Origin of the sequence: Streptomyces rishiriensis, assembly GCF_003112535.1 — a bacterium.
Lineage (GTDB): Bacteria > Actinomycetota > Actinomycetes > Streptomycetales > Streptomycetaceae > Streptomyces > Streptomyces rishiriensis.
Genome location: NZ_BEWA01000013.1, coordinates 159,448 through 179,581, shown reverse-complemented (window position 1 = coordinate 179,581; position 20,134 = coordinate 159,448). Strand labels below are relative to the sequence as shown.

The following is a 20,134-nucleotide window of genomic DNA, read 5'->3' as shown; positions in this document are numbered from 1 at the left end:
GTCCTCCACCCTGCGCACGCACCCTCACAGGTCGAACAGACTCTCCTGGAAGTTCTCGACGACATGCCGGCGCGGGTAGAACAGGCCCAGCAGCAGAAAAGTCCTGGGGCGGGCCGCGACGTTCCCGACGGCACTGAGGTCGATGGTGACTTCGCAGCTGACGGGAGCGAGGTCCTCGACCTCTGGCGGCTGCGCGGGTATGGGCTGAGCCTGCCGGAGCAGCCGTAAGCACTCAGCGCGGAATCAAGAGTCGATAGACACGCAGCAACGCCAGAGGGCCCTTACCGAGTCGGTAAGGGCCCTCTGATCTGGTGCTTAGCTGTCGGGGTGGCGGGATTTGAACCCACGACCTCTTCGTCCCGAATGAGGTTCGGTCAAGATCGTCACCAGCCGCTTTGGCGTTTCTGCCGGGCAGGGCGTTTGGCTCGACGGGTCTCGCATGGTCTCGGGAGGACTCGGGGAGCGGGTCGGCTCCCAGACGGCTCCCAGCTCTGCTGATCTTTGACGGACTTCAGCCGCGCAGCGCGGTCAGCACGTCGACCAGTGCCATAACCCTTTGTCCGTCGGCACCCCGTGCCCCGCCGACAGGTAGCGGTCGGCGGGGCACGGAAGGCGTTTTCCCCGGCCCGGGATCCGGCGGAGCGGCTGCGCGTGATGGCGAACACCGCTGCCGCCAGCCGCAGGACGCCCACGATCAGCCCGGCGACGAAGAGTCCGCGGGCAGAAGAATCGCTGCTTGACGTGACCGGCTTGGTGCTCTCGGCGCTCTTCGAGGTCGCGGTCGGCGAGGAGACCGAGGGACTGCCGCCTTCCTCCGCTCCCTTGGCGGTGAACTTGAGCAGGGGTGCCGGGTTCACCGCAGCCCGTGCGCCGTCGCTGCCGCGAACACCGCCGTCACCCAGGTCCACAGCACCGCGAGCCCGACATGGCCTGCAGTGCGCAGGCGATGGCCGCGCCATGTCCGGGGTGAGAAGTAGGCGAACTCCATGATCCAGCGCAGGCCCCAGAACAGGGTCTGGCCACAGAGCAGGAACGTCGGCAGGGGTGCGCCGGTGAGCAGGGCCGGCGCGAAGGCCAGGGGAAGGGAGCCGAGCAGTGCGCAGGTCAATGCGATGAAGAACAGGTGCGCGTAAGAGACCTGGCGGGTGAGCAGGCTGCTGGCGCGCAGGTCGGCGGGCCACCCCAGTATGCGCGGGAGCGCGACGTGCACCAGTCCCATGAAGATCAGGGCGACGCCGACCAGGTGCAACTGGCCGGTGAGACTGAGAAGTTGGGTCACTCTCGATCCTTGCTGAAGGCGAATGCCGCGATCAGGCCCGCGAAGCGGCGCTCGGCGCTGTGTTCCAGCCCCGCGTGGGCGGCGAGCCGCAACCATTCCTGGCGGGGCAGGAAGTGCCAGGCGCCGGGCCCGAACACGGCTGTGTTGGCGGCATCTCGCAGGTGCTCGGCGACCAGCAGTGTGCCGCCGGGCCGCAGCAGCCGGGCGCATTCGGTGAACAGCCGCTCCCGGTCCTGTGCGCGGCGCAGTTCGTGCGCGGCGAAGACGAGCAGGACGGTGTCGGCCGAGTTCGCCGGGTGCGGCAGCGTCTCTGGGCGGCCCGGTGCGGCGTGGGCGGGGGGAGGCACCCGGCGTCGGGCGCGGCGCAGGGAGCCCTCGCTCGTCAAGGCCGGGTCGTACAGGTCGATGGCGGTGCGCTGGGCCTTCGGCCAGCGTGCGGCGAGTGGGGCGCTCACCTCGTCCAGGCCGGTGCTCACCACCACGTATGCCGACGGGATGCGAGGCAGAAGGTCCTCCAGCCAGTCGTACGTGTATAGGCCGGAGCGGTCGTAGACGTGCCAGCTCGCCGCCGTGGCGGTGCACAGCAGAGTGAGTGCCGCGACCGATCCCGTCCGGGCGAGGGGGCGCAGCGCGCGAGGCAGACGTGGAGCAAGGAGGGCCGCAGCCGCTGCAGTCGCCGCACCCGCTGCGTACTGGGGCCAGTTGTAGGCGATGACCTCGCGGACGCCGGAGTGCCGCGGCGTCACCGTATGCCGCCGCTCTCGGTGCGGCGCACACCGCGGTGCCAGCCGTAGTCGACGCCCGCGACGTGGAAGGCGTTGGCGAGGACGGGGCGGGTTCCGGCGAGCGGGCCGTGGTCGAAGAAGGTCAGCCGGCGCACATCGACACAGACCGGCTGCGGGTCCCACTGCGTACGGAATGCCTTCACCACGATCACGGAGCGGGTCTGGGGTTCGTACTCGAAGGTGTAGGGCAGGGGGCCGGCGAAGCGGCGGGCGGCTCGGGCGTCGGCGAAGGGGCTGTGCGGGGGCAGCGGTGCCGGAGCGCTGCGCAGGTCGGCACGCACCAGCAGGTCGGCGCGCCCGTCGGCGCTGTCGACCCGGAATTCCAGGGTGCCGTCCGTGGCGCGCGAACTGATCTGGGCAAGGCGGTAGTTGTAGTGAGTGAGCAGGTTGCCGCCCAGCCGCATCAACCGGGTATCGGTGTCGCTGCGCAGGATGCGCAGCCCCCGCATGGTGCGCCCGCCAGGGGTGCGGAAGCGGGTGAAAACACGGTATCCGGTCAGCAGGAAGTCACGGCCCAGCCGCGCGGGCAGGAACGCCGGCCGCAGGGCACGGGTGTCGACCAGGGCGGCGGCCACGAAGCCGTACTCCACGCCCTGCTCGCCACGGCGGTACGTGTCGAGGTCCAGGCCCGGTGGCACCAGCTGGCGCAGCGCCTCGGCGGGCAGAGCGTAGGTCAGCACGAGCGAGTGCGCGAAATGCGTGCTCATCGCCATGGGATGACGTTGCATCAAGTGCCTCACGGGTCGATCCTCCTGTCCTCGGCGCCCGAGGGGTCTGCGCCCAGCCGCACGACGCGCACCACGCCCCACAGCGCCGATCGGTCCTGCGCCGCCCAGCCGGGTCCGGTCGCCGTGGGCTCGCGGAAGCTGCGCAGAACGACGATGCCGCCGGGACGCACGGCACGACGCACGGCGGCGCGCAGCCGGCCGGCGAAGGCGGGGCCAGGCCCGTCGAGCACGTTCGAGAGGGTCACCGCGTCGTAGCCGGCCCGCGGAGCCTGTTCCAGCGCATCGACCACGTCGGCGTGGACGAGGCGGACGTCCGGCGCGAACAGCGGCTGTGTCCCCGGAAGGTCGACCCCCGCGAGAAGCCACCACATCCAGGGGTTACGGGCATTGGCGTGCCCGGCGACGGTCCGCCCCAGACGTCGTCTGAGCACCTCGTCGAAGCGTGCCGGGACCACTTGCGCGAACGAGGGGCGCAGCGCGACCGCAAGCGCGCCGCCCGGCCGCAGCGCGAGCCGCATCAGCCGTCTCAGCCCCGGGCTGTCCAGGGCGGTGCGCCAGCGCCGGGCCTGTTCGGCCGGATCGTCGAGGGCGAGGAAGGCGCGCAGTGCGGGCCCGCGCCAGGTCGGCAGCAGCGCGCCGGCCGTTCCACGGCCCAGCCGCATAAGTGTCTCTGCGGAGCCTTCCGTGGTGGTTCTGCCAGCGAGCCGGTCACGCGCGTAGGCGAGTTGTACCGGGTTGACGTCGACGGCTGTCACGTCGTGACCGGCCTGCTGCAGGGCGGCGGCGGTGTCGCCCGCGGAGGCGATGCACAGCACCCGCGCCCCTGCGCTGGGCAGGACGCCGAGCTCGATGCCGCAGTCCTCGTACATCCGCCCGAACAGGAGGCGGGGGCCGCCTGACCCGCTGATGATCCGGCCGCGTGCCCACGGTGTGCCGCTCACCGGACCACCACTCCGGGTGAGGTCCGTTCCACCAGCCAGATCAGCGCTACGAAGGCCAGGTTCTGGGTGAGCATCCGCCCCGGTTCCGCTATGTGATCCAGGCCGAACAGCAGTCCGCCCGCGTTGAACACCACCAGGAGCGCCGTCTGAACGACAGCGGCGGCCCGCGCCCACAGCCCGGAGAGCGCCCACAAACCGATGGCCGCCTCCGCGATCCCGATGACGATCAGCGCCGTCGTCACCGCCCAAGCCGGCATATGGGGAACGTCCCCGACAATGGCCTGCTGATCGTCCCGCCCCGGCCAGACCTTGCACCACAGGCCCTCGTAGAACCACACCAGAGCAACAGCCCAGCGCGCCAGCACCCCTTGCCACCCCATCACTACGCTTCGGTCTCCCCGCCCTTCGGGTGGTGCCTCTGCGGCGGGCGGTACATCGGACGCACCGGCGCGAAGCGCGGCTGGAGAAAACCCGACCAGAAAGTCCATGGACACCACACCCGATCGCAGAGTTGAACGCGTTCAAGAACAGCCTACTCATGTACGACCGTCGGAGATCAGGGGCGAGACGAAGCCTCTACCGAGGCAGAGCGTGGTGGCGGAAGATTTCAAGTCCAGTGAGACGGTCGTGACGCTATGAGGTTTGTGGTGCGGGTTCCCTGCGCTTGGCCGGGTCGTTGATCCATGCCTGCTGGGGTATCCGGGGTGGTCGGGGCGGCGGCCGAAGCGTTCGGGGTGGCGGGCGTATGCCTCGGCGAGGGTGACGGCACGCTGGTCGCGGACCTCCTCGGCGGTTCCGAAATGCACGCTGGCCGGTGTGTGCCAGCCGATGCCCGAATGCCGGTGCTCGTGGTTGTAGTACGCGATGAACGCGTCGAACCACTCGCGGGCATGGGCCAGCGAGTCGAACCGTTCGGGGTAGTCGGACATGTACTTCGTGGTCTTGAAATGGGCCTCGCTGTAGGGGTTGTCGTTGGAGGTCTTCGGCCGCGAGTGCGACCGGGTGACGCCGAGGTCGATCAGCAGCTGTGAGACCTTCTTCGAGGTCATCGACGTGCCACGGTCCGCGTGCACGGTCTCGGGCACGATGCCGTTGCGGGCGATGGTCTCGCGGATCAACTCCTCGGCCCGCACCGCTGATTCGACCCGCTGGACGGTATGGCCGACGACGTAGCGGCTGAAGATGTCGATGATGACGTAGGCGTGATACCAGACACCCTTGACCGGTCCGGCCGCCTTGGTGATGACCCAGGTGAACACCTGCGAGGGCGCGGTGGCGACCAGCTCGGGCACCGTCTTCGCCGGGTGGGTGGCCTGGCGGCAGCGCTCGCCGGACTGCCCCTTCTCGCGCAGGATCCGGTACATCGTGGAGACGGAGCCGTGGTAGCGCCCGGCATCCAGCTCACGGGCCCGGATCTGCGCGGGCGGCAGCTCGGCGTACTCGCCCGAGTTCATCAGTTCCAGGACCGCAGCCCGCTCCTCAGCCGTCAGAGCCGAGGGCTGGACCTGCCGCTTGCGGGGTCCGCGCGGCGGCGCGGGACGCAGCCAGCGGTAGTGGGTGGCCCGGGAGCGGCCGGTCAGCCGGCAGGCCGCCGTGATACCGAGCTCGCCCTCGACGCCGGTGAACGCGTCGTCGGCCCCCGGGCCGACGGCAGCGTTCAGTTCGCGCCCTCGGAGATCATTTCCAAGAGCGCGGAAGCTTTTCCCGTGACCTCCAACGCGGCCTTGTTCCGGGCCAGTTCCCTCTCCAGTCGTTCCACCTGGCGGCGCAGCTTCTCGTTCTCCGCCTCGGCAGCCGGCTTCTTCGGCCTCGCCGGGCTGGTCCGCTGGTCGACCAGCTTCTCCAGCGCCCCGGCATCCCGGGCGGCCCGCCATTCCTTGACGTGCGAGTGGTACAGCCACTCGCGGCGCAGGACCGCGCCTTTCTCGTTCTTGGGCGCGGCGTCGTACTCGGCCACGATCCGCAGCTTGTACTCGGGACTGAAGGTACGACGCTTCGGCCGGGGAGCCGGATCGGACCCGGCGGGGGTGGTGCTGGTCATGAGGGGGTGGTTTTCCTGTCGTGCCCTCTCAGGCTAACCCGACGAAGCGGGACGTCTCACCCAAGGCTGACAGAGAGGGGTTTGGACTTCGGTAGGTGGCGCTCCTGAAGGGCATGCTCGGTACAGGTCCCCCGTCCTCCGCGCGTTCTCGGACTCGCGTTACGGCTCAGCGGCTTCGTCGGCGAGATGCTTGCTCTGACGCCGCGCTTCTGCCGTCCCGCTGCTGTGCTTTAAGCCTCGCGGTTTCTTCGAGAGTGCGCAGCGCGCGTTCGGCTAGCTCGACAGGATCCCGTTCAGCGCGTCACTGCGGATCTTCTGCGTTACTGCGAGATGCTCTTGCAAGAGTCGCTCATGTTCATCCAGTCGTGCCATCGCGTCAGCAATTGCCTGCTGTGTACCGAAATCGGCCAGCACAACCGGCAACTCGCTCAATACGTTGAGAGAGATGGTCTTCATGTTCGTACTCGCAGTGGAGTGGGATTCGAGCCACTTGCGTGCCTCCGGACTGCGGAGATATGCCGCGAGGTAGTCGGCGTTGAGCTCGGCGGGAGGCCGAAGCACGAAGCAGCCTGTTCCGCAGATCCAGCCCTGCTGCTCCTCACGAACGACAGCACATCGCCCCAGTTCTCCACGGCGCGCCAGCACGACGTCGCCACGGTGGAGGCGGAAGCGTTCCAGACCTTCGGCCTGCTGCTCGGTGATGTATCTGATGTTCGCCACGCTGAAACCGCTGTCTGTCAGGTCCTTGGGCATGACTACGGGGACGCCGGTGCCCTCGACGTAGTCTTCGGCGCGGATGAGACTTCCTGAAGGTCCAGCGAGCAGCTCACCTGACGTTGAGTTCTCGAACGGTCCCTCTGCTGTGCCGTCCACGATGCTTCGGAGAGGCACGCGCAGAGGTCGGATCCCGCTGCGGGTCAGGCGCTCGCACGTGCTGAAGCTCTTCCGGAGGCTGACTCTCGAACTGGACATCGCCTCGTCATGTCGATCCAACTCATCGAGCATGAGACTCAGATCCAGTGCCCTCGTCGGTCGTTCCTGTTCGACTTCGATGTACAGCCGGGGGTCGAGGCTGCCGTTGTTCTCGAGGATCTCTTCGTGCGAGACCGAACGGGAGAAGTCCGGTTCATCTGGTGTTGCACGAGGAGACCGCTGCCACGTGTGAAAGCGACTGCTGATGCGGTCTCTGTCCTCTGCGGTCAAGATGCGCGGCCGCCGTGGCACCTGTGTACCGAGTCGGCCGGCATCAATGAACAGGACGTCATTCGCATCGCCGAGCGGCAAATGGCGGGACTTGTCGCGGGCAAGTATCCAGATGTGCACGGGGATGGAGGTGTCATAGAAGAGATTTGGCGGCAACGCGATGATGGCGAGGAGTGCACCGCCGACGATCATCCCCTTGCGGATCTCCGCCTGGCGACCGTTGGACCAGGCGGCTCCCTGCGGCATGATCACCGCGGCGGTGCCGTTCTCGCTCAGCCGGCTCCACGAGAGCTGAAGCCAGGCGAAGTTCGCATTGGACTGGGGAGGCTCGCCGAAGGGCCAGTCGACGATGTCGACGTTCTCGATACGCTGGTTGAACGGTGGATTGCTCAGTACCAGGTCGGCAAGGCCGTTACCCCGGCGCTGAATCAGCGACACAGGGTCGGAGGCGCCTACGACTGGCTGATCCACCCCATGGATGGCCATATTCATCATCGCCAGGCGCGGATTACTGCGATCCGTGGCGTATGCCTCGAAAGTAGTTCCGTCAACGTGGCCGGACTTGGCGATCCACTGTGCTGCGGCCGTGAGAAGTCCGCCGGAGCCACAGGCCGGGTCAAGGATCCGGTCTCCAGGCTGAGGAGATGCAGACTCGATGAGCAGGCGCGCGACCGCGCGCGGTGTGTAGAACTCCCCTGCCGAAAAGGTGCTCTCCTGTACGTGGCGTTCTAGGAGCAGTTCGCAGACTTCCGCCAATCCGGCCTTGGCCAGAGACGGACGCTGGTTCAGTGCGGTGAGGAAGGCAGCTGCCCACGGTACATCGCCCGACTCCTCGTCACCGTCGAGGAGCCCGACTTCAAGGTTGCGGAGGTCGAGTACAGGAAAGTGCCTGTGCCTGTTAGCGCTAGCCATCGCAGAGCGGAGGTCTATGAGCGGCGAGAGGCCGATGCGGGCCTCCGCGACAGCTCGATTCCATCGCTTGACGAATTCGTCTTCTGGTTGGCCCACTGACTCAACGAACCCTGCAAGCAACAGGATTGCGAGCATAGACGTAAGGTCGTCGAACGTGTTCCGGCCCCGCTGGTAGGGCGCGTACGCTCGCCAAAGCCGGTCAACGATGTCCGCAGCGTGGCTTTTCGTCTCCGTGATCTCCACCGTGTGGGTCTCCCGCTCCAGGTCGGCTTTACTTCAGTTGACTGATGACATACGCCGTTGCGGCAACAAGCATCAGCAGACATAGGCGCAGTGTCATGCCTGTGCTCTGCATCGCCTTCCCAAGCAGCTCGAAGAACGACTTCACTCTGGCGTGCCCCCCGTCTTCGACCCTGAGTAAAAGTGCGCAGCATCGCTGCGCACACCCTCTGGTCTCGACCACGTGTGACAGGTCTGGGATGCAGAGGTTCAATGGAGAGGAATTTAGCAGCGAACAACGGCGGGTGTGTGCCTGTTGGGGCCTGCGTTGGCTGAGCGTGCGCGCAATGCGCAGTGATACTGCGCATGAGCTGTAGGGGGAGTTGCTGCTCATAGACATGCAGAGGGGTGCAGTGCTTAGTGATCAGCGGTGGGGAGCAGTTCGAGATGTGACGCAGGTCGCATTCCTTGTGGCCGTAGGCGGCTGGGGCCGTTCTCGGTCCGGGAGGCCGTTGGCGGATGGCTCGGCGTGCGTTCTCTCTCCTGCTTAGACGCGTGAACGTACTTTGCGGAGGCCCGGTTTCGGCCACTGGCTTGCTTCGGCCTCTACGCGTGCCGAGTTTCGTTGGCCAGACTGTCGGACACGACGACGCCTCGGGGGAGGGAGCGTGCATGGCAGCTCGGCGTGGACGAGGTCCGGTCGTGCGAAGGCGGACGGCCGTCCGGTCGCGGCGGGTGGCATTGGGCGGCGGCGCAGCGACAGTCCTCTTGGTCGTGTTCTGGTCCACGGTCTGGCCCTACCTCGTCTGGGTTCTGGTTCTCGAAGGCATTGGTGGCACCGCCTGGTGGCTCTGGCATACCGACCGAAGAGTCCGCAGGCGTGACCGCCTGTGGCGGCAGGCTGACAGGGTCGAGAGCGGGCGGCGGACACTCACGGAGATGGACGCGATGACCGGTACGGAGTTCGAGGAGCAGGTCGCGGCCCTGTGCCGGAGGGACGGGTGCACCGGCGTACGTCGCGTGGGCGGCGCGAACGACAACGGCGCTGACGTCGTCGGCCGGCTTCCGGACGGCCGGACCATGGTGATTCAGTGCAAGCGCTACGCGCCTACCAGGACGATCGCGAGCCGCGAGATGCGTGACCTGCTGGGGGCCAAGGTGCACTTCGGTGCTGATCTGGCGGTGTTCGTGACGACCACGCGGTTCAGCCGGCCTTCCGAAGCGTTCGCCGTACAGCACGGCATTCTCGCTGTGCACCGTGACCATCTCGGGCTGTGGAACAGCGGGGCCTCGCTGCCGTCGCTCGGCGAGGTGAACGGTGGCGGACAGGGGGATCCTCGGCACCGGACGCGCTGGAGGCAGGCGTACGGAGAGTGAGAGCCCGGCCGGATCAGGGCGCGGGGCCTGAGCTCACCCTCGCTGCTCGTCCATGTCGTACAGCCTCCAGGCCGGCCATCGAGCGGCCTCGACTGCACCGTCCCCACTGCCCAGCAGGTTCCGACGGTGCAGCATGAGCCGGAGGTGACGTGCCGCGTCGGCACCCTCTTCGACTCCTCTGTCGAGCAGTACAGCTCTAGGGGCGGTGCCGTCGACGCCTCCCACCAGAGCGTCCGTCGGATGCCCATGAACGGTCTCGCCCAGCGTGACAGTGACTCCCGCCTCGCGGGAGAGAACCTGGTACAGGCGTTTGAGCAGCACGTCTTCGCTGCTGTCGCGCGGGGGTACGCCGTCGCGCTCCGCGGCCTCCAGCAGCGCGGCGGCCACGCCTCCCCGTTTCCGCCAGCGCTCCTTGTCTCCCACCACGATGAGGTGACTTCGCGCGCGGGTGACGGCGACGTTCCAAAGGTTCAGCTGTCCGCCGACCCATTCGACGGCACCGGGGTGCATGCCGTCCCCGGCGACGAGGGTGAACACCATGACATCGCGTTCGCCGCCCTGGAAAGTGTGTACCGTACCGATGCGCAGACGCTCCTCGTCGTACGGTTGCAACCGCCTCCGCAGCGCTTCGGCTTGCGGCGCGAAGGGAGTGACGACGCCGACGGACGCTTCGGGTGGCAGCTGTTCCAGCAGGTAGTTGATGCTGGCGTGCGCTTTTTGGATCTCGTCTTCGTTGACCCAGGAGCCACCCAGCGGGGGGCGGGTGGCCCGTCCGGGCACGTTTGTCCAGATGACGGCGGGACGCGGCAGAGCGGGGCGGCCACGGGTGTCGGTGAGGACGGTCAGTCCGCCATCGTAGAAGAGGTCGTTGGAGATTGCGGCGATGTGCGGGTGGCAGCGGAAATGTTCGTCGAGAAGCAACGTGCCGCCCGCGGAGCGTTCGGCGGCGTGGAAGGCGGAGTGGCGTCGGTAGGCAAGGTGGTGCTTCTCAAGCCATTCGGACCGCAGCCCGTTCCCGCGGCGAATGAGCGCCTCGCGGTGTGGGCTGGTCTTCGTGATGTGCGTGAGCTGCATGGGGTCGCCGATGACGAGAGCGCGCCGCGCGCGGAAGAGCAGCGGCAGGACATGCGGGATCGCGCACTGGCTGGCCTCGTCGATGACGACGAGATCGAACAGAGCCGGGCCCAGAGGGAAACGCCGGGCGGAGAGGCTGGTGACGGCCCATCCGGCCACTGCGGGCGTATCCGGCGAGCCGTCTGAGCGGCCCAGAACCCTCCGCATCTGCGGCCAGTCGCTGCGACTGCCGTCCTGGGCGGTCAGTAGATCGAGGATTCGACGGCGCCCAGCCCAAGCGGCGGCTTGCACCTTGGTGGCGAGGAGAACGCGTGAAGCGTCCTGAACGCTGGTCTCTGCGTCGCGCAGTGAGCCCGCAAGGGCTGTGTCGTCCACGGAGGCTGCGTGCTCGCGATCATCACGCCATTCCGTCTCGGCCGCAGCGAAGCCAGCGAGCGCGAGGCAGCCCGCGGCGGAATCGCCGTCGTACCTATCCAGACCCGTCCCGCGCAGGAACCGGGCCCGGCGCCACGACCCGAGGAAGCGCGCGCGGGAGAGGCGGCGCGCCTTGTCCTCCAGCTCTCTCGGCCGGGGCAAACGATCGAGTAGGTCCTGGAGTTCGGCGACAGCGATCCCGAGCTGTTCCGCGTGGTGGTCGCGGGCCTCGCCTGCCCGGCGGAGCCGCAGTTCCGTCTCCGCGATGTGCGCCAGGTCCCGCCGTACTTCTGTCAGACGGTCGGCGGCCAAGGTGGCCTCCATGAACGCCGTGGCCACGGTGGACGACGGCTCCGGGCCGGTGCGCAGTGCGTGCAGCGCGGCGGCCTCGTGCTCTGCGTTGCTCTTGGCGTTTTTCCGCGCCGAACCTGTCCGTACGATGCTGCCGGGCACCAGTGTGTCGCAGCGGCGCCAGACCTCGTCCACGGCTTCGTTGTTGGTGGACGCGACCAGTACGGTCTGACCGGCGGAGATCGCGGTGGCGACGAGATTGGCGACCAACTGACTCTTGCCGGTGCCGGGCGGCCCGGTGGCCACCGTGAGCCGGCGGGTCATGGCGGACTGGAGTACCGCGGTCTGCGCCTCGTTGCAGGGCAGTGGCGTCACGAGGCGCGCCGGTTCGGGTTCCGCGTGGCTGAGGGCTCGGTCACGCTGCGAGGCTTCGGGCGCGAGGGCCCCGAGGGCGGTCTTCTCGATCTGGTCGGTCTGCTTGGCGATGTCGGCAAAGTCGTTGAGCAGGCGCTTGGTGAAGCCTGTCTGGGGGCGCGCCGAGAAGAGGACCGCGGTGTTGCGGGCGCCGTGGCCAGGGGTACGGACGTCGATGCGGTCGGCGAGTTGGTCGGGCTGGAGCTCCTGCACGCACGGCAGCTCGAATTCCTGCGTAAGGAGGTTGCGTACCTCCAACGCCATACGGTCGTGCTGCCCTCGATGCCAAGACGGCTGGAACGTGTCGATGAGCTGGGTGGCCTCCTCCTCGCCGAGCCAGTCGAGAGCCAGCTGAGGATGCGGCTGGACCGGACCGTACGGCTTCAGCCTCACTTCCCCCTCGTCCTCGCCTCGGACGATCTCGACACGGCGCACCAGAAGCGGCGCGAACCTTGGGTGCCGCCAGGGGCGTCCGGAGCGCGGCCCGGTGAGGACCACGGCCGGGTAGCCCGCCCAGAGCTCCGCATCCTCCTCGGCTGCCGAATCCACCAGCGAGGCCGCTTCTTCGGGGAGCGCGGTGCATCCGTCGTCGTCCACGTCGCCGGAGATGAACCTCTCCGCGCCGTCCAGGCATACGTACGAAGTGTTCTGGTGGCCCACCTCCATCAGAGGCGTCTCCGCGCCTTCGGCCAGAACGCACTCGCGGTAGTAGTCCAGCAGGCCGGCCCAAGTGGGCTGCGTATGAGCGGACTTCGGGGTGTGTGACTGTGCCGGCTCCTCGGCGCCGGGGCGGGGCCGCGGACTCAGGGGATCGAGGATGGGGGCCCGGCCGAATGGACTGTCCGCGATGACGATTCGGTCGTCGACGCCGAGCGCGGACTGCACTGGCACCTGACGGCCACCGTCCTGGGCACGCATGCGCCGGTTCACATAGTGGAACAGGTCGCTGACCTGTACTTCACGGCCGCCGTCCTTGCTGACCTTCCCCGTGCGCAGCGCCTCGATGACCTCACCGGTGAACGCCGACGGCTTCACGTCATCGCCGCCGCCCGCGTCGGTAAACGAGTCTTCCCCGGCCCGTGAGGACGACAGGACGTACACACCCCTGCTGGTCAGCGGGGGCTGCTCGCCGGATTTCGCCACGGAGCTGTCAGGCCGTCGGTCCGACGTACGCAGCCCTATGGCGAACCCGCCACTGCGACAGCAGTCGATCATCACGATCTTCTGCGGTGCGACGCACTCTTCCAGCGAATCATTTAGGAACCCGGCACTGACACCGGTCGCGGCCACTCTGTCGTAGTCAGTGTCCTTGGCGACGAAGTGGAACTCGCCGCCGTCACGCACCGTGCGAACACCATGCCCGGAGACGTACACGAGTGCGAGCTCGTCGTCGTCGCGATCCTGAAGGAACTCGCCGATGACCGCCCGCATGTCGTCTGCGGTGAGATCGGATTCTGTCTGGACGGAGACGAAGTTGCCGATGTTGCGGTGCTGCAGGACCTGGGCGAGTCCCCATACGTCCGCTCGGACGGAGGCGAGTGGCGAGAAGCGGCCGTCGTCGTAGTGCTCGTTGCCGATCAGAAGAGCCCGGCGCTTATGGAGGCGGGTCACGCCGCGTTGTCATCCGGTCCGAGGCCGGCGTCGCCGGAAATACGGTCCTGGAATTCGCGGACCATGCGTTCCTGTGCGGCGTCAGGACGTCCGGTGATCTCGACGGAGTCGCCCGCGATGGTGACCACGACCTTGCGGTGTCGTTCCTTGGCGCACCACTCCTTGATCAGGGTGATCAGGACCTGGGACGCCGGGCGAACGACAGCGGCAGTGGTAGTGGCCCAGAGAGCCACCTCGCCCACGCCCGTACCCTTACGGCCCGGTTCGGCGCACCCTTCGGCGTCATGAAAGCCGACGACGAGACCGTCTGCCCTCTCCAGGTTGTCGTGCAGATCCCGGGTGAGGCGCTCCTGCCGGAGTGTGTCCCCGCCTGTGAGCACGGTGAGTGTCCACTGCGGTCCCCCGTCACGCATGTGCTGCTCCTCGCGTTCGCCTATTTGCTTGTCCGGTCCGTTCAGCGACTTTGGCACGAGGACGTTCGCTGGTGACAGCCGAGGGCGAGGGGAGGAGCGGCATCCGGCCACCTCCGCGCTTTGGGGGAGCGGCGTCTGCCCTGGCGATCGCTGGCATCGAGGCGGGAGAGACGTTCTGCCAGCATCCCGTCGGCGCTGCTCAGGAGTGAGAGGCCGCGGCGCCCTTCGCCTCGGTGCTCAGGCTGCGGCTTCGCCTGGGTCTTCGTCCTTTGGGGGGTGGACCCAAGTAGTACCGGGTGCGAGGTCGGCCCCTGTCTCCGCCTTGTACTGCGCCCTCTTTTCCTCGCTGGCGTTCTGGCCCTCGGCGAGCTTCCGTAGGTGGGGGGTGGGCGACTGCCGAGGCTCGCCCGTGGCTTCAGTGGCGGAGGTCTGCTCCTGATCCTCGGTGTCCTCGGGGACGCTCGGTTCCATGGCGTTCCTGGCGATCGCGACAACGGCGATCAGAGCCACGCTGCCGACAGTGCCGCCGACGGCGAGGATCTTCCCCCTGTGCTTCCTGAACAGGTTCTTCGTCTTCTCGGCGAAGGAGGTGGGCTCGCCATCCTCGGGCGTGGAGTCAGTCACGCGCACACATCTACCGGACCCCTCGGCGAGCATCGAGGACCGGTACTTGGTAGGCGAAGTGTCAGTGTGGCCCAGCGCCGGAGCGGACTCACGGGCGATAGCAGCCATCGGCCCTCGCGTAACGGGAGCGAAGCTCGTTCAACGGAGGTCATCGGTGCATAGCGATCGTCGTACCGCCTGCCGTTTCCTCGGCACAAGCCATGGGGGTGTCTGGGCGGAGTGCACACAGCGCACGTCCATCTCGAGCGGAACGCGACTTGCTAGGAGTCGTCGGGGAGCCAGTTCCTGAAGTCGGCTCCCAAACGGCTCCCAAAACGGCCCCGCACAGCAAATCAGGCCCGGTGCTGATCTCTCAGCACCGGGCCTGACCTGGTGTTTCGGCTGTCGGGGTGGCGGGATTTGAACCCACGACCTCTTCGTCCCGAACGAAGCGCGCTGCCAAGCTGCGCTACACCCCGATGTCGCTGCTTGTCCTGCTTGTCGCGGCGACGTCGTTTACTTTAGCCCACGGGTGGCCGGAGACGAAATCCGGTTTTGGCGCGGTGAGTGATCGGGTTCGGGCGGGTGTGGTCGAGGGCTACGAGGACGACCGCGAGGGCGTAGAAGGCGAGGCCGAGCAGGAGGGCGTTGGCCAAGGTGTGCCGGTAGCCGTGGGCCTCGGCGTCGAGGAACGGGTAGAGATAGCGGCCCGGCGTGCCGGCGGCGATGACCTGGGCGCGGGCCAGGGTGAAGGCCAGATAGACGACCGGATAGAGCATCCATGTCGCGGCGCGGCGCAGGCGCATGCGACCCGGGGCCGTCAGGAGCAGCCAGTCCAGGACGGCGGCCACCGGCGTCACCGTGTGGAGGAGGTGGCCGGCGACCGCATGCCAGCCCGTGGGGGCGGTGTTGGCGCCGGTCACCGAGAAGGGGACGGACGCGTCGGCCAGCAGCAGGTGGTACACGAGGCCGGTGATCACGACGTAGAGCAGTGCGGCCCCCGTCAGGGCCGCGGGGAGCGGTCGGCGGGCGGTCCATGCGCGGCGGGCGGACAGCAGCGCGACCAGGGCCAGCAGGATGTTGCTCTGGATGGCGAAGTGGCTCAGGATCCGCAGCGGGCTGCCGAGGAGGAAGGCGAGGGTCACGCCGGCCGCCGCCGTGCCGGCCAGCAGCAGGCGCAGGACGGCGGCCAGTGGGCGGCGCACGGGGGTCACCACCGCCGAGGCGGGGACGGAGGAGAGCAGGAGCGCGTGGGTCCGCGGAATCCTAGGCAGATCCGGGATGTCCCTGGGTATCGGCGCGGTCATGCCCTCACGCTAGACAAGGGTGACGAAACGGGCGATACGGGTGGGCTGTTCGAGGGATACCCCACCCTGGGGCCTCGGTGCCGCCCTGCTCCTACTGCTTCTCCACCAACGTCTACTGCTTCTCCACCAACGTGAGCAACGTCACCTCCGGCGGGCAGGCGAACCTGATCGGGGTGTAGCGGCTCGCGCCGCAGCCCGCTGAGACGTGCAGGTAGGAGGTGCGGCCCTCGGCCGTGTGCGTCGACAGGCCCTTCACCCGGTCGGTGTCCAGGTCGCAGTTGGTGACCAGGGCTCCGTAGAAGGGGATGCACACCTGGCCGCCGTGGGTGTGGCCGGCCAGGATGAGGGGGTAGCCGTCCGCGGTGAAGGGGTCCAGGGCCCGCAGGTACGGGGCGTGCACCACGCCCAACGAGACGTCGGCCGTCGCCGACGGGCCGCCGGCCACGCGGGTGTAGCGGTCGCGCTTGATGTGCGGGTCGTCCAGGCCCGTGAGCTCCACCGAAGCGCCCTCGATCTTCAGCACGCCCCGGGTGTTCGTCAGGTTCAGCCAGCCCGCCGCGTCGAAACCGTCCCGCAGGTCCTCCCACGGGTTGTGGACGACGTTCGTCGCGGGCGGGTTGCCGTTCAGGCCGTGGCGGCCCTGGGTCTTCTCGAGGAGATAGCGGGCGGGATTGCGCAGCTTGGGGCCGTAGTAGTCGTTCGAGCCGAAGACGTACGCGCCCGGGAACTCCATCAGGGGGCCCAGCGCGTCCAGGGTCTCCGGGACGCCCTCGGGGTCGGACAGGTTGTCGCCCGTGTTGATCACGAAGTCGGGCCGCAGACCGGCCAGCGAGCGCAGCCAGCGCTGCTTCTTGCGCTGACCGCCCACCATGTGGATGTCGGAGACCTGCAGCACACGCAGAGGACGCATCCCGGCGGGCAGGACGGGGACGGTGACCCGTCGGAGGCGGAAGGAGCGGGTTTCGATACCCGCCGCGTACGCCAGGCCGGCGGCGCCGGCCGCAGCAATGGACAGAGGTACTCCGTATCGCGCGCGCATACGTCCATCGTGTCAGACGCCGCCAACACCCTTTGCCTCGCCGCCCCTTAAATCGGCGGGCGTGGGGACGTCCGCACCTGCGACAATCAGACCCATGACCACGCTCAAGTCGAAGCTGCACGAAGACCTCAACGCCGCGATCAAGGAGCGCGACGAGCTGCGCTCCTCGACCCTGCGGCTGACGCTCGCCGCGATCACCAAGGAAGAGGTCGCGGGCAAGGAGAAGCGCGAGCTCTCCGACGACGAGGTCCTGAAGGTGATCACCAAGGAGGCGAAGAAGCGGCGCGAGGCCGCGGACGCCTTCGCGCAGGGTGGTCGCCCCGAGTCGGCCGAGCGGGAGAAGGCGGAGGGCGAGCTCCTCGCCACGTACCTGCCCAAGCAGCTCAGCGACGAGGAGCTGGAGAACATCGTCGCCCAGGCCGTCTCGGAGGCGAAGGCGGGCGGCGCCGAGGGGCCGCGCGCCATGGGCGCCGTCATGAAGATCGTGAACCCCAAGGTGGCCGGTCTCGCGGAGGGCGGCCGGGTCGCCGCCGTCGTCAAGAAGCACCTCGCGGGCTGACTCCGCAGCTACCCGCCGCTGGCCGCCGGGCACCGTCTGTCCCCCCCCCGCCTGTCCCTCCGGCTCCCCGGCCTCGCCCGGCTATCGGGCCTCGCCCGGCTCCCTGGGCTCGCCCGGCCCGCGGCCTCGCGTCGCATAAGCCGACAGGTACGACGAACGGTCCCTGACTCCCCTTTCGAGAGGGGGCAGGGACCGTTCGTCGTACCTGTCGTCACCGTCACCGGCACCGGCACCGGCATTCGGCCTCGGCGGGGTCAGCCGCGTCGGCCGCCGTTTCCGTTGCCGTTGCTCTGGCCCTGGAAGAACCCGCCCCCGTCGCCGGCGGTCGAGTTGCCGCCGTTGCTGTTTCCGCCGTTGGTGAGCAGGCCGGTGAGGAAGCCGCCGTGGTCTCCGTTGCCGCCGTCGTCCTGGTTGGCGCCGCCGTTGGCGTTCCCGTCGCCGTTGCCCTTGTCGCGGTTCTTGTCGGGCGGGTTCGGGATGCTGACCATGTTGAACTGGCCGGAGTCCTTGCCCTCCAGGGCGCCGGTCATCGCGTCGCGCCAGATCGGGCCGGGGGTGTCGCCGCCGTAGACCTGGTCGTGGAAGTGGCCGCCGATCCAGATGTTGGTCATCTCGACCTTCTGGGTGGCGCTGCCGACCCAGACGGCGCCGGAGAGCTTCGGGGTGTAGCCGACGAACCACGCGTTCTTGCGGGAGTCCGTCGTACCCGTCTTACCGGCGTTGTCGCGGCCGTCCAGGCCGGCCTGCTTGCCGGTGCCGGAGTCGACCACGCCGCTCAGCAGGGTGTTGACGGTGTCCGCGGTCTTCTCGGACATGGCCCGGGAGCAGGTGGACTTCGGGACCTCCAGCGACTTCTTCTGGTCGCCGATCTTCTGGGTGATCGACTCGATGGCGATCGGGGTGCAGTACATGCCGCGCGAGGCGAAGGCGGCGTAGGCGGTGGCCATCGTCAGCGGGGAGATGCCCTTGGAGCCGAGGGCGATCGCGGGCACCTCGGGCAGCTTGTCGCCGTTGCCCTGCACGACGTGCAGCGCGTCGGTCATCTTCACCACGGGGCACAGACCGATGTCGGAGATCATCTGCACGAAGTAGGTGTTGACCGAGAGCTCCATGGCCTTCCTCAGCTGGAAGGGGCCCTTCTCCGACTCGCTCTCGTTCTCCAGCTTCTCGCCGTTCGTGTTGACCCACGGCTTGCTGCCGCAGGTCTGCACCGGGCTCGGGTACGGCATCTGGTACGGCGACGAGTACTCCTGGTTCGGCGGCCGGCCCTCCTCCAGCGCGGCCGCGGCCACGAACGGCTTGAAGGTCGATCCGGTCGGGAACCCGAAGTTCGAGCCGCCCATGGAGGAGCCGACCGAGTAGTTGTACTCGGTCTCGTTCTTGCCGTAGCCGTAGGGCTTCGACTGGCCCATCCCGAGGATCTTGCCGGTGCCGGGCTCGACGAGCGTGGCGGCCCCCGCGACCTTGTCCGACTTGTAGACGTGGTCCTTGAGCGAGGACTGGACGGACTTCTGGGCCTGCGGTTCGAGCGTGGTGCGGACGGTCAGGCCGCCCTGGTTCCAGATCTTCGCCCGCTGCTCCTTGGTCTTGCCGAAGACCGGGTCGCTGAGGAAGACGCGCTCCACGTACTTGCAGAAGAAGCTCGCGCCCTGGACGGCGGTGATGCAGCCGTTCTTCGGCTTCTTGACGTTCAGGCCCAGCGGAGCCTTCTGCGCCACGGCCGCCTCGGCCTCGGAGATGTCGCCGACCTCGGCCATGCGCGCCAGCACGGTGTTACGGCGCTTGGTGGCCTCGGCCTCGTCGTTGACCGGGTCGTAGCGGCTGGGCGACTGGACGATGCCGGCCAGCAGGGCCGCCTGCGGCAGGGTGAGGGACTTGGCGTGCGTGGAGAAGTAGCGCTGCGAGGCGGCCTCGACGCCGTAGGCCTGCTCACCGAAGAACGTGATGTTCAGGTAGTTCTCGAGGATCTTCTTCTTGCTGAGCTCTTCCTCGAGCTGGATCGCGTACTTCAGTTCCTTGATCTTGCGGCCGATGGTCTGCTGCGTGGCCTGGGCGACCTTCGTCGGGTCGTCGCCGGCCTCTTCGATGGCGACGTTCTTCACCAGCTGCTGGGTGAGCGTGGAGGCGCCCTGGGCGACCCCGCTGCTCTGCACGTTCTTGTTGAGCGCGCGCAGGACGCCCTTCAGGTCGACCGCGCCGTGCTCGTAGAAGCGTGAGTCCTCGATCGCGACGATCGCCTTCTGCATGAAGGGCGAGATGTTCTTCAGGTCGACGACCGTGCGGTCACGGGAGTAGACCGTGGCGATCTGGCCGCCCTCGGAGTCGAGGATCGTGGTGCGCTGGCTCAGCGGCGGCGACTTGAGGTTGACCGGGAGTTCGTCGAACGACTCCACCGATCCCTTGGCGACCAGGCCCAGTGCGCCGAACGCAGGCAGGGCGATACCGGCCAGCACCGCTCCCGCGAGCACACTGACACCGAGGAACTTGGCGGCCTGCTGCGTTGGCGACAGACCACCGCCCGAGCGCTTCTTTGGCATGAGGGCAGCCTACGTTCTGATTCGCCGGACACGCGTCAATGCCTTGGCCTAAGCTGCTCTCAACTGTCACAGCAGCAGGGCTATGTATCAATACGTCCGGCGACCCCGAATCGTTCCGGATATCCCCCGAGTTTTTTGGTGGGAGCGTGTCCAAATCCGCCTTGTGTGTCACTTGGCGTCCGTTGTGACTCAGCTGAACTGTCCCGTTCGCCGGGAACGTCGCATATGTCGCGGGCTCACTCCCCCGGGTGATCTGCCGCTTACCCATAGTCCGTTCGGGCCATTCAAGATTGGGCCCGAAGGGGGTGTTGCGCTGTGCCCACCTTCCGTAACGTCCTCAACTGGCTGCGGTGAATATGCCGCTGCCGCCGTGGGGGAGCCTCGATT

General features: G+C 67.9%; 16 protein-coding genes and 1 tRNA gene. 2 read left to right on the top strand and 15 right to left on the bottom strand.

The genetic code is table 11. From position 1 onward, the window contains the following. Positions 1 to 853: 853 nt before the first annotated feature. From Sri02f_RS23845 to Sri02f_RS23815, 8 genes are all read right to left on the bottom strand, one after another. A complete protein-coding gene (locus Sri02f_RS23845; protein ID WP_109003341.1) occupies positions 854 to 1,279 on the bottom strand; it encodes a hypothetical protein in 426 nt (141 codons plus the stop codon). Further along, positions 1,276 to 2,025, bottom strand: a complete 750-nt coding sequence (locus Sri02f_RS23840) for a methyltransferase domain-containing protein (RefSeq protein WP_159106773.1) — start codon at positions 2,023 to 2,025, stop codon at positions 1,276 to 1,278. Before Sri02f_RS23840 ends, Sri02f_RS23845 begins: the two co-directional genes overlap by 4 nt. After that, positions 2,022 to 2,771: a DUF2071 domain-containing protein gene (locus tag Sri02f_RS23835; RefSeq protein ID WP_109003474.1), complete on the bottom strand. Its 750-nt coding sequence runs from the start codon at positions 2,769 to 2,771 to the stop codon at positions 2,022 to 2,024. Before Sri02f_RS23835 ends, Sri02f_RS23840 begins: the two co-directional genes overlap by 4 nt. Before the next feature lie 29 nt (positions 2,772 to 2,800). Next, positions 2,801 to 3,733 carry a BtaA family protein gene (locus tag Sri02f_RS23830; protein WP_109003339.1) on the bottom strand — a complete coding sequence of 311 codons (933 nt, stop codon included), beginning with the start codon at positions 3,731 to 3,733 and terminating at the stop codon, positions 2,801 to 2,803. Continuing rightward, the gene (locus tag Sri02f_RS23825; protein WP_218029890.1) at positions 3,730 to 4,221 is read right to left on the bottom strand and encodes a DoxX-like family protein; all 492 of its coding nucleotides are present in this window, start codon (positions 4,219 to 4,221) and stop codon (positions 3,730 to 3,732) included. Before Sri02f_RS23825 ends, Sri02f_RS23830 begins: the two co-directional genes overlap by 4 nt. 48 nt (positions 4,222 to 4,269) lie before the next feature. Then, positions 4,270 to 5,187: a DDE-type integrase/transposase/recombinase gene (locus Sri02f_RS23820; RefSeq protein ID WP_245970752.1), complete on the bottom strand. Its 918-nt coding sequence runs from the start codon at positions 5,185 to 5,187 to the stop codon at positions 4,270 to 4,272. Positions 5,188 to 5,390: 203 nt separating this feature from the next. Further along, positions 5,391 to 5,774, bottom strand: a complete 384-nt coding sequence (locus Sri02f_RS41335; RefSeq protein WP_159106772.1) for a transposase — start codon at positions 5,772 to 5,774, stop codon at positions 5,391 to 5,393. A gap of 273 nt (positions 5,775 to 6,047) precedes the next feature. Beyond that, on the bottom strand, positions 6,048 to 8,132 hold the full coding sequence (locus Sri02f_RS23815; protein WP_109003338.1) for an N-6 DNA methylase: 2,085 nt from the start codon (positions 8,130 to 8,132) through the stop codon (positions 6,048 to 6,050). A 915-nt stretch (positions 8,133 to 9,047) separates the two neighbouring features. On the opposite strand from Sri02f_RS23815, the gene Sri02f_RS42995 reads away from it, so the two are divergent. Then, a complete protein-coding gene (locus Sri02f_RS42995) occupies positions 9,048 to 9,485 on the top strand; it encodes a restriction endonuclease (protein WP_245970751.1) in 438 nt (145 codons plus the stop codon). 33 nt (positions 9,486 to 9,518) lie between these two features. Here Sri02f_RS42995 and Sri02f_RS23805 read toward each other — a convergent pair whose 3' ends face one another. The 6 genes from Sri02f_RS23805 to Sri02f_RS23780 all read right to left on the bottom strand — a co-directional run bounded on the left by Sri02f_RS23805 (position 9,519) and on the right by Sri02f_RS23780 (position 16,651). Then, a complete protein-coding gene (locus Sri02f_RS23805; protein WP_109003336.1) occupies positions 9,519 to 13,289 on the bottom strand; it encodes a caspase, EACC1-associated type in 3,771 nt (1,256 codons plus the stop codon). Next, positions 13,286 to 13,702: a hypothetical protein gene (locus Sri02f_RS23800; RefSeq protein ID WP_109003335.1), complete on the bottom strand. Its 417-nt coding sequence runs from the start codon at positions 13,700 to 13,702 to the stop codon at positions 13,286 to 13,288. Before Sri02f_RS23800 ends, Sri02f_RS23805 begins: the two co-directional genes overlap by 4 nt. A gap of 237 nt (positions 13,703 to 13,939) precedes the next feature. Then, positions 13,940 to 14,326, bottom strand: a complete 387-nt coding sequence (locus Sri02f_RS23795; RefSeq protein ID WP_159106771.1) for a hypothetical protein — start codon at positions 14,324 to 14,326, stop codon at positions 13,940 to 13,942. A 384-nt stretch (positions 14,327 to 14,710) separates the two neighbouring features. Beyond that, positions 14,711 to 14,784: transfer RNA gene (locus Sri02f_RS23790), tRNA-Pro, on the bottom strand. Between the two features lie 42 nt (positions 14,785 to 14,826). Beyond that, positions 14,827 to 15,612, bottom strand: a complete 786-nt coding sequence (locus Sri02f_RS23785; protein WP_109003333.1) for a Pr6Pr family membrane protein — start codon at positions 15,610 to 15,612, stop codon at positions 14,827 to 14,829. 112 nt (positions 15,613 to 15,724) lie between these two features. After that, positions 15,725 to 16,651: a metallophosphoesterase gene (locus tag Sri02f_RS23780; RefSeq protein ID WP_109003332.1), complete on the bottom strand. Its 927-nt coding sequence runs from the start codon at positions 16,649 to 16,651 to the stop codon at positions 15,725 to 15,727. Between the two features lie 94 nt (positions 16,652 to 16,745). Between Sri02f_RS23780 and Sri02f_RS23775 the strand changes: the two genes are divergently transcribed. After that, complete coding sequence (locus Sri02f_RS23775; RefSeq protein WP_109003331.1) at positions 16,746 to 17,210, top strand: GatB/YqeY domain-containing protein; 465 nt, start codon at positions 16,746 to 16,748, stop codon at positions 17,208 to 17,210. Positions 17,211 to 17,464: 254 nt separating this feature from the next. Here the strand turns inward: Sri02f_RS23775 and Sri02f_RS23770 are convergent, their stop codons facing one another. Next, a complete protein-coding gene (locus tag Sri02f_RS23770) occupies positions 17,465 to 19,747 on the bottom strand; it encodes a transglycosylase domain-containing protein (protein ID WP_109003330.1) in 2,283 nt (760 codons plus the stop codon). Between the last annotated feature and the right edge of the window lie 387 nt (positions 19,748 to 20,134).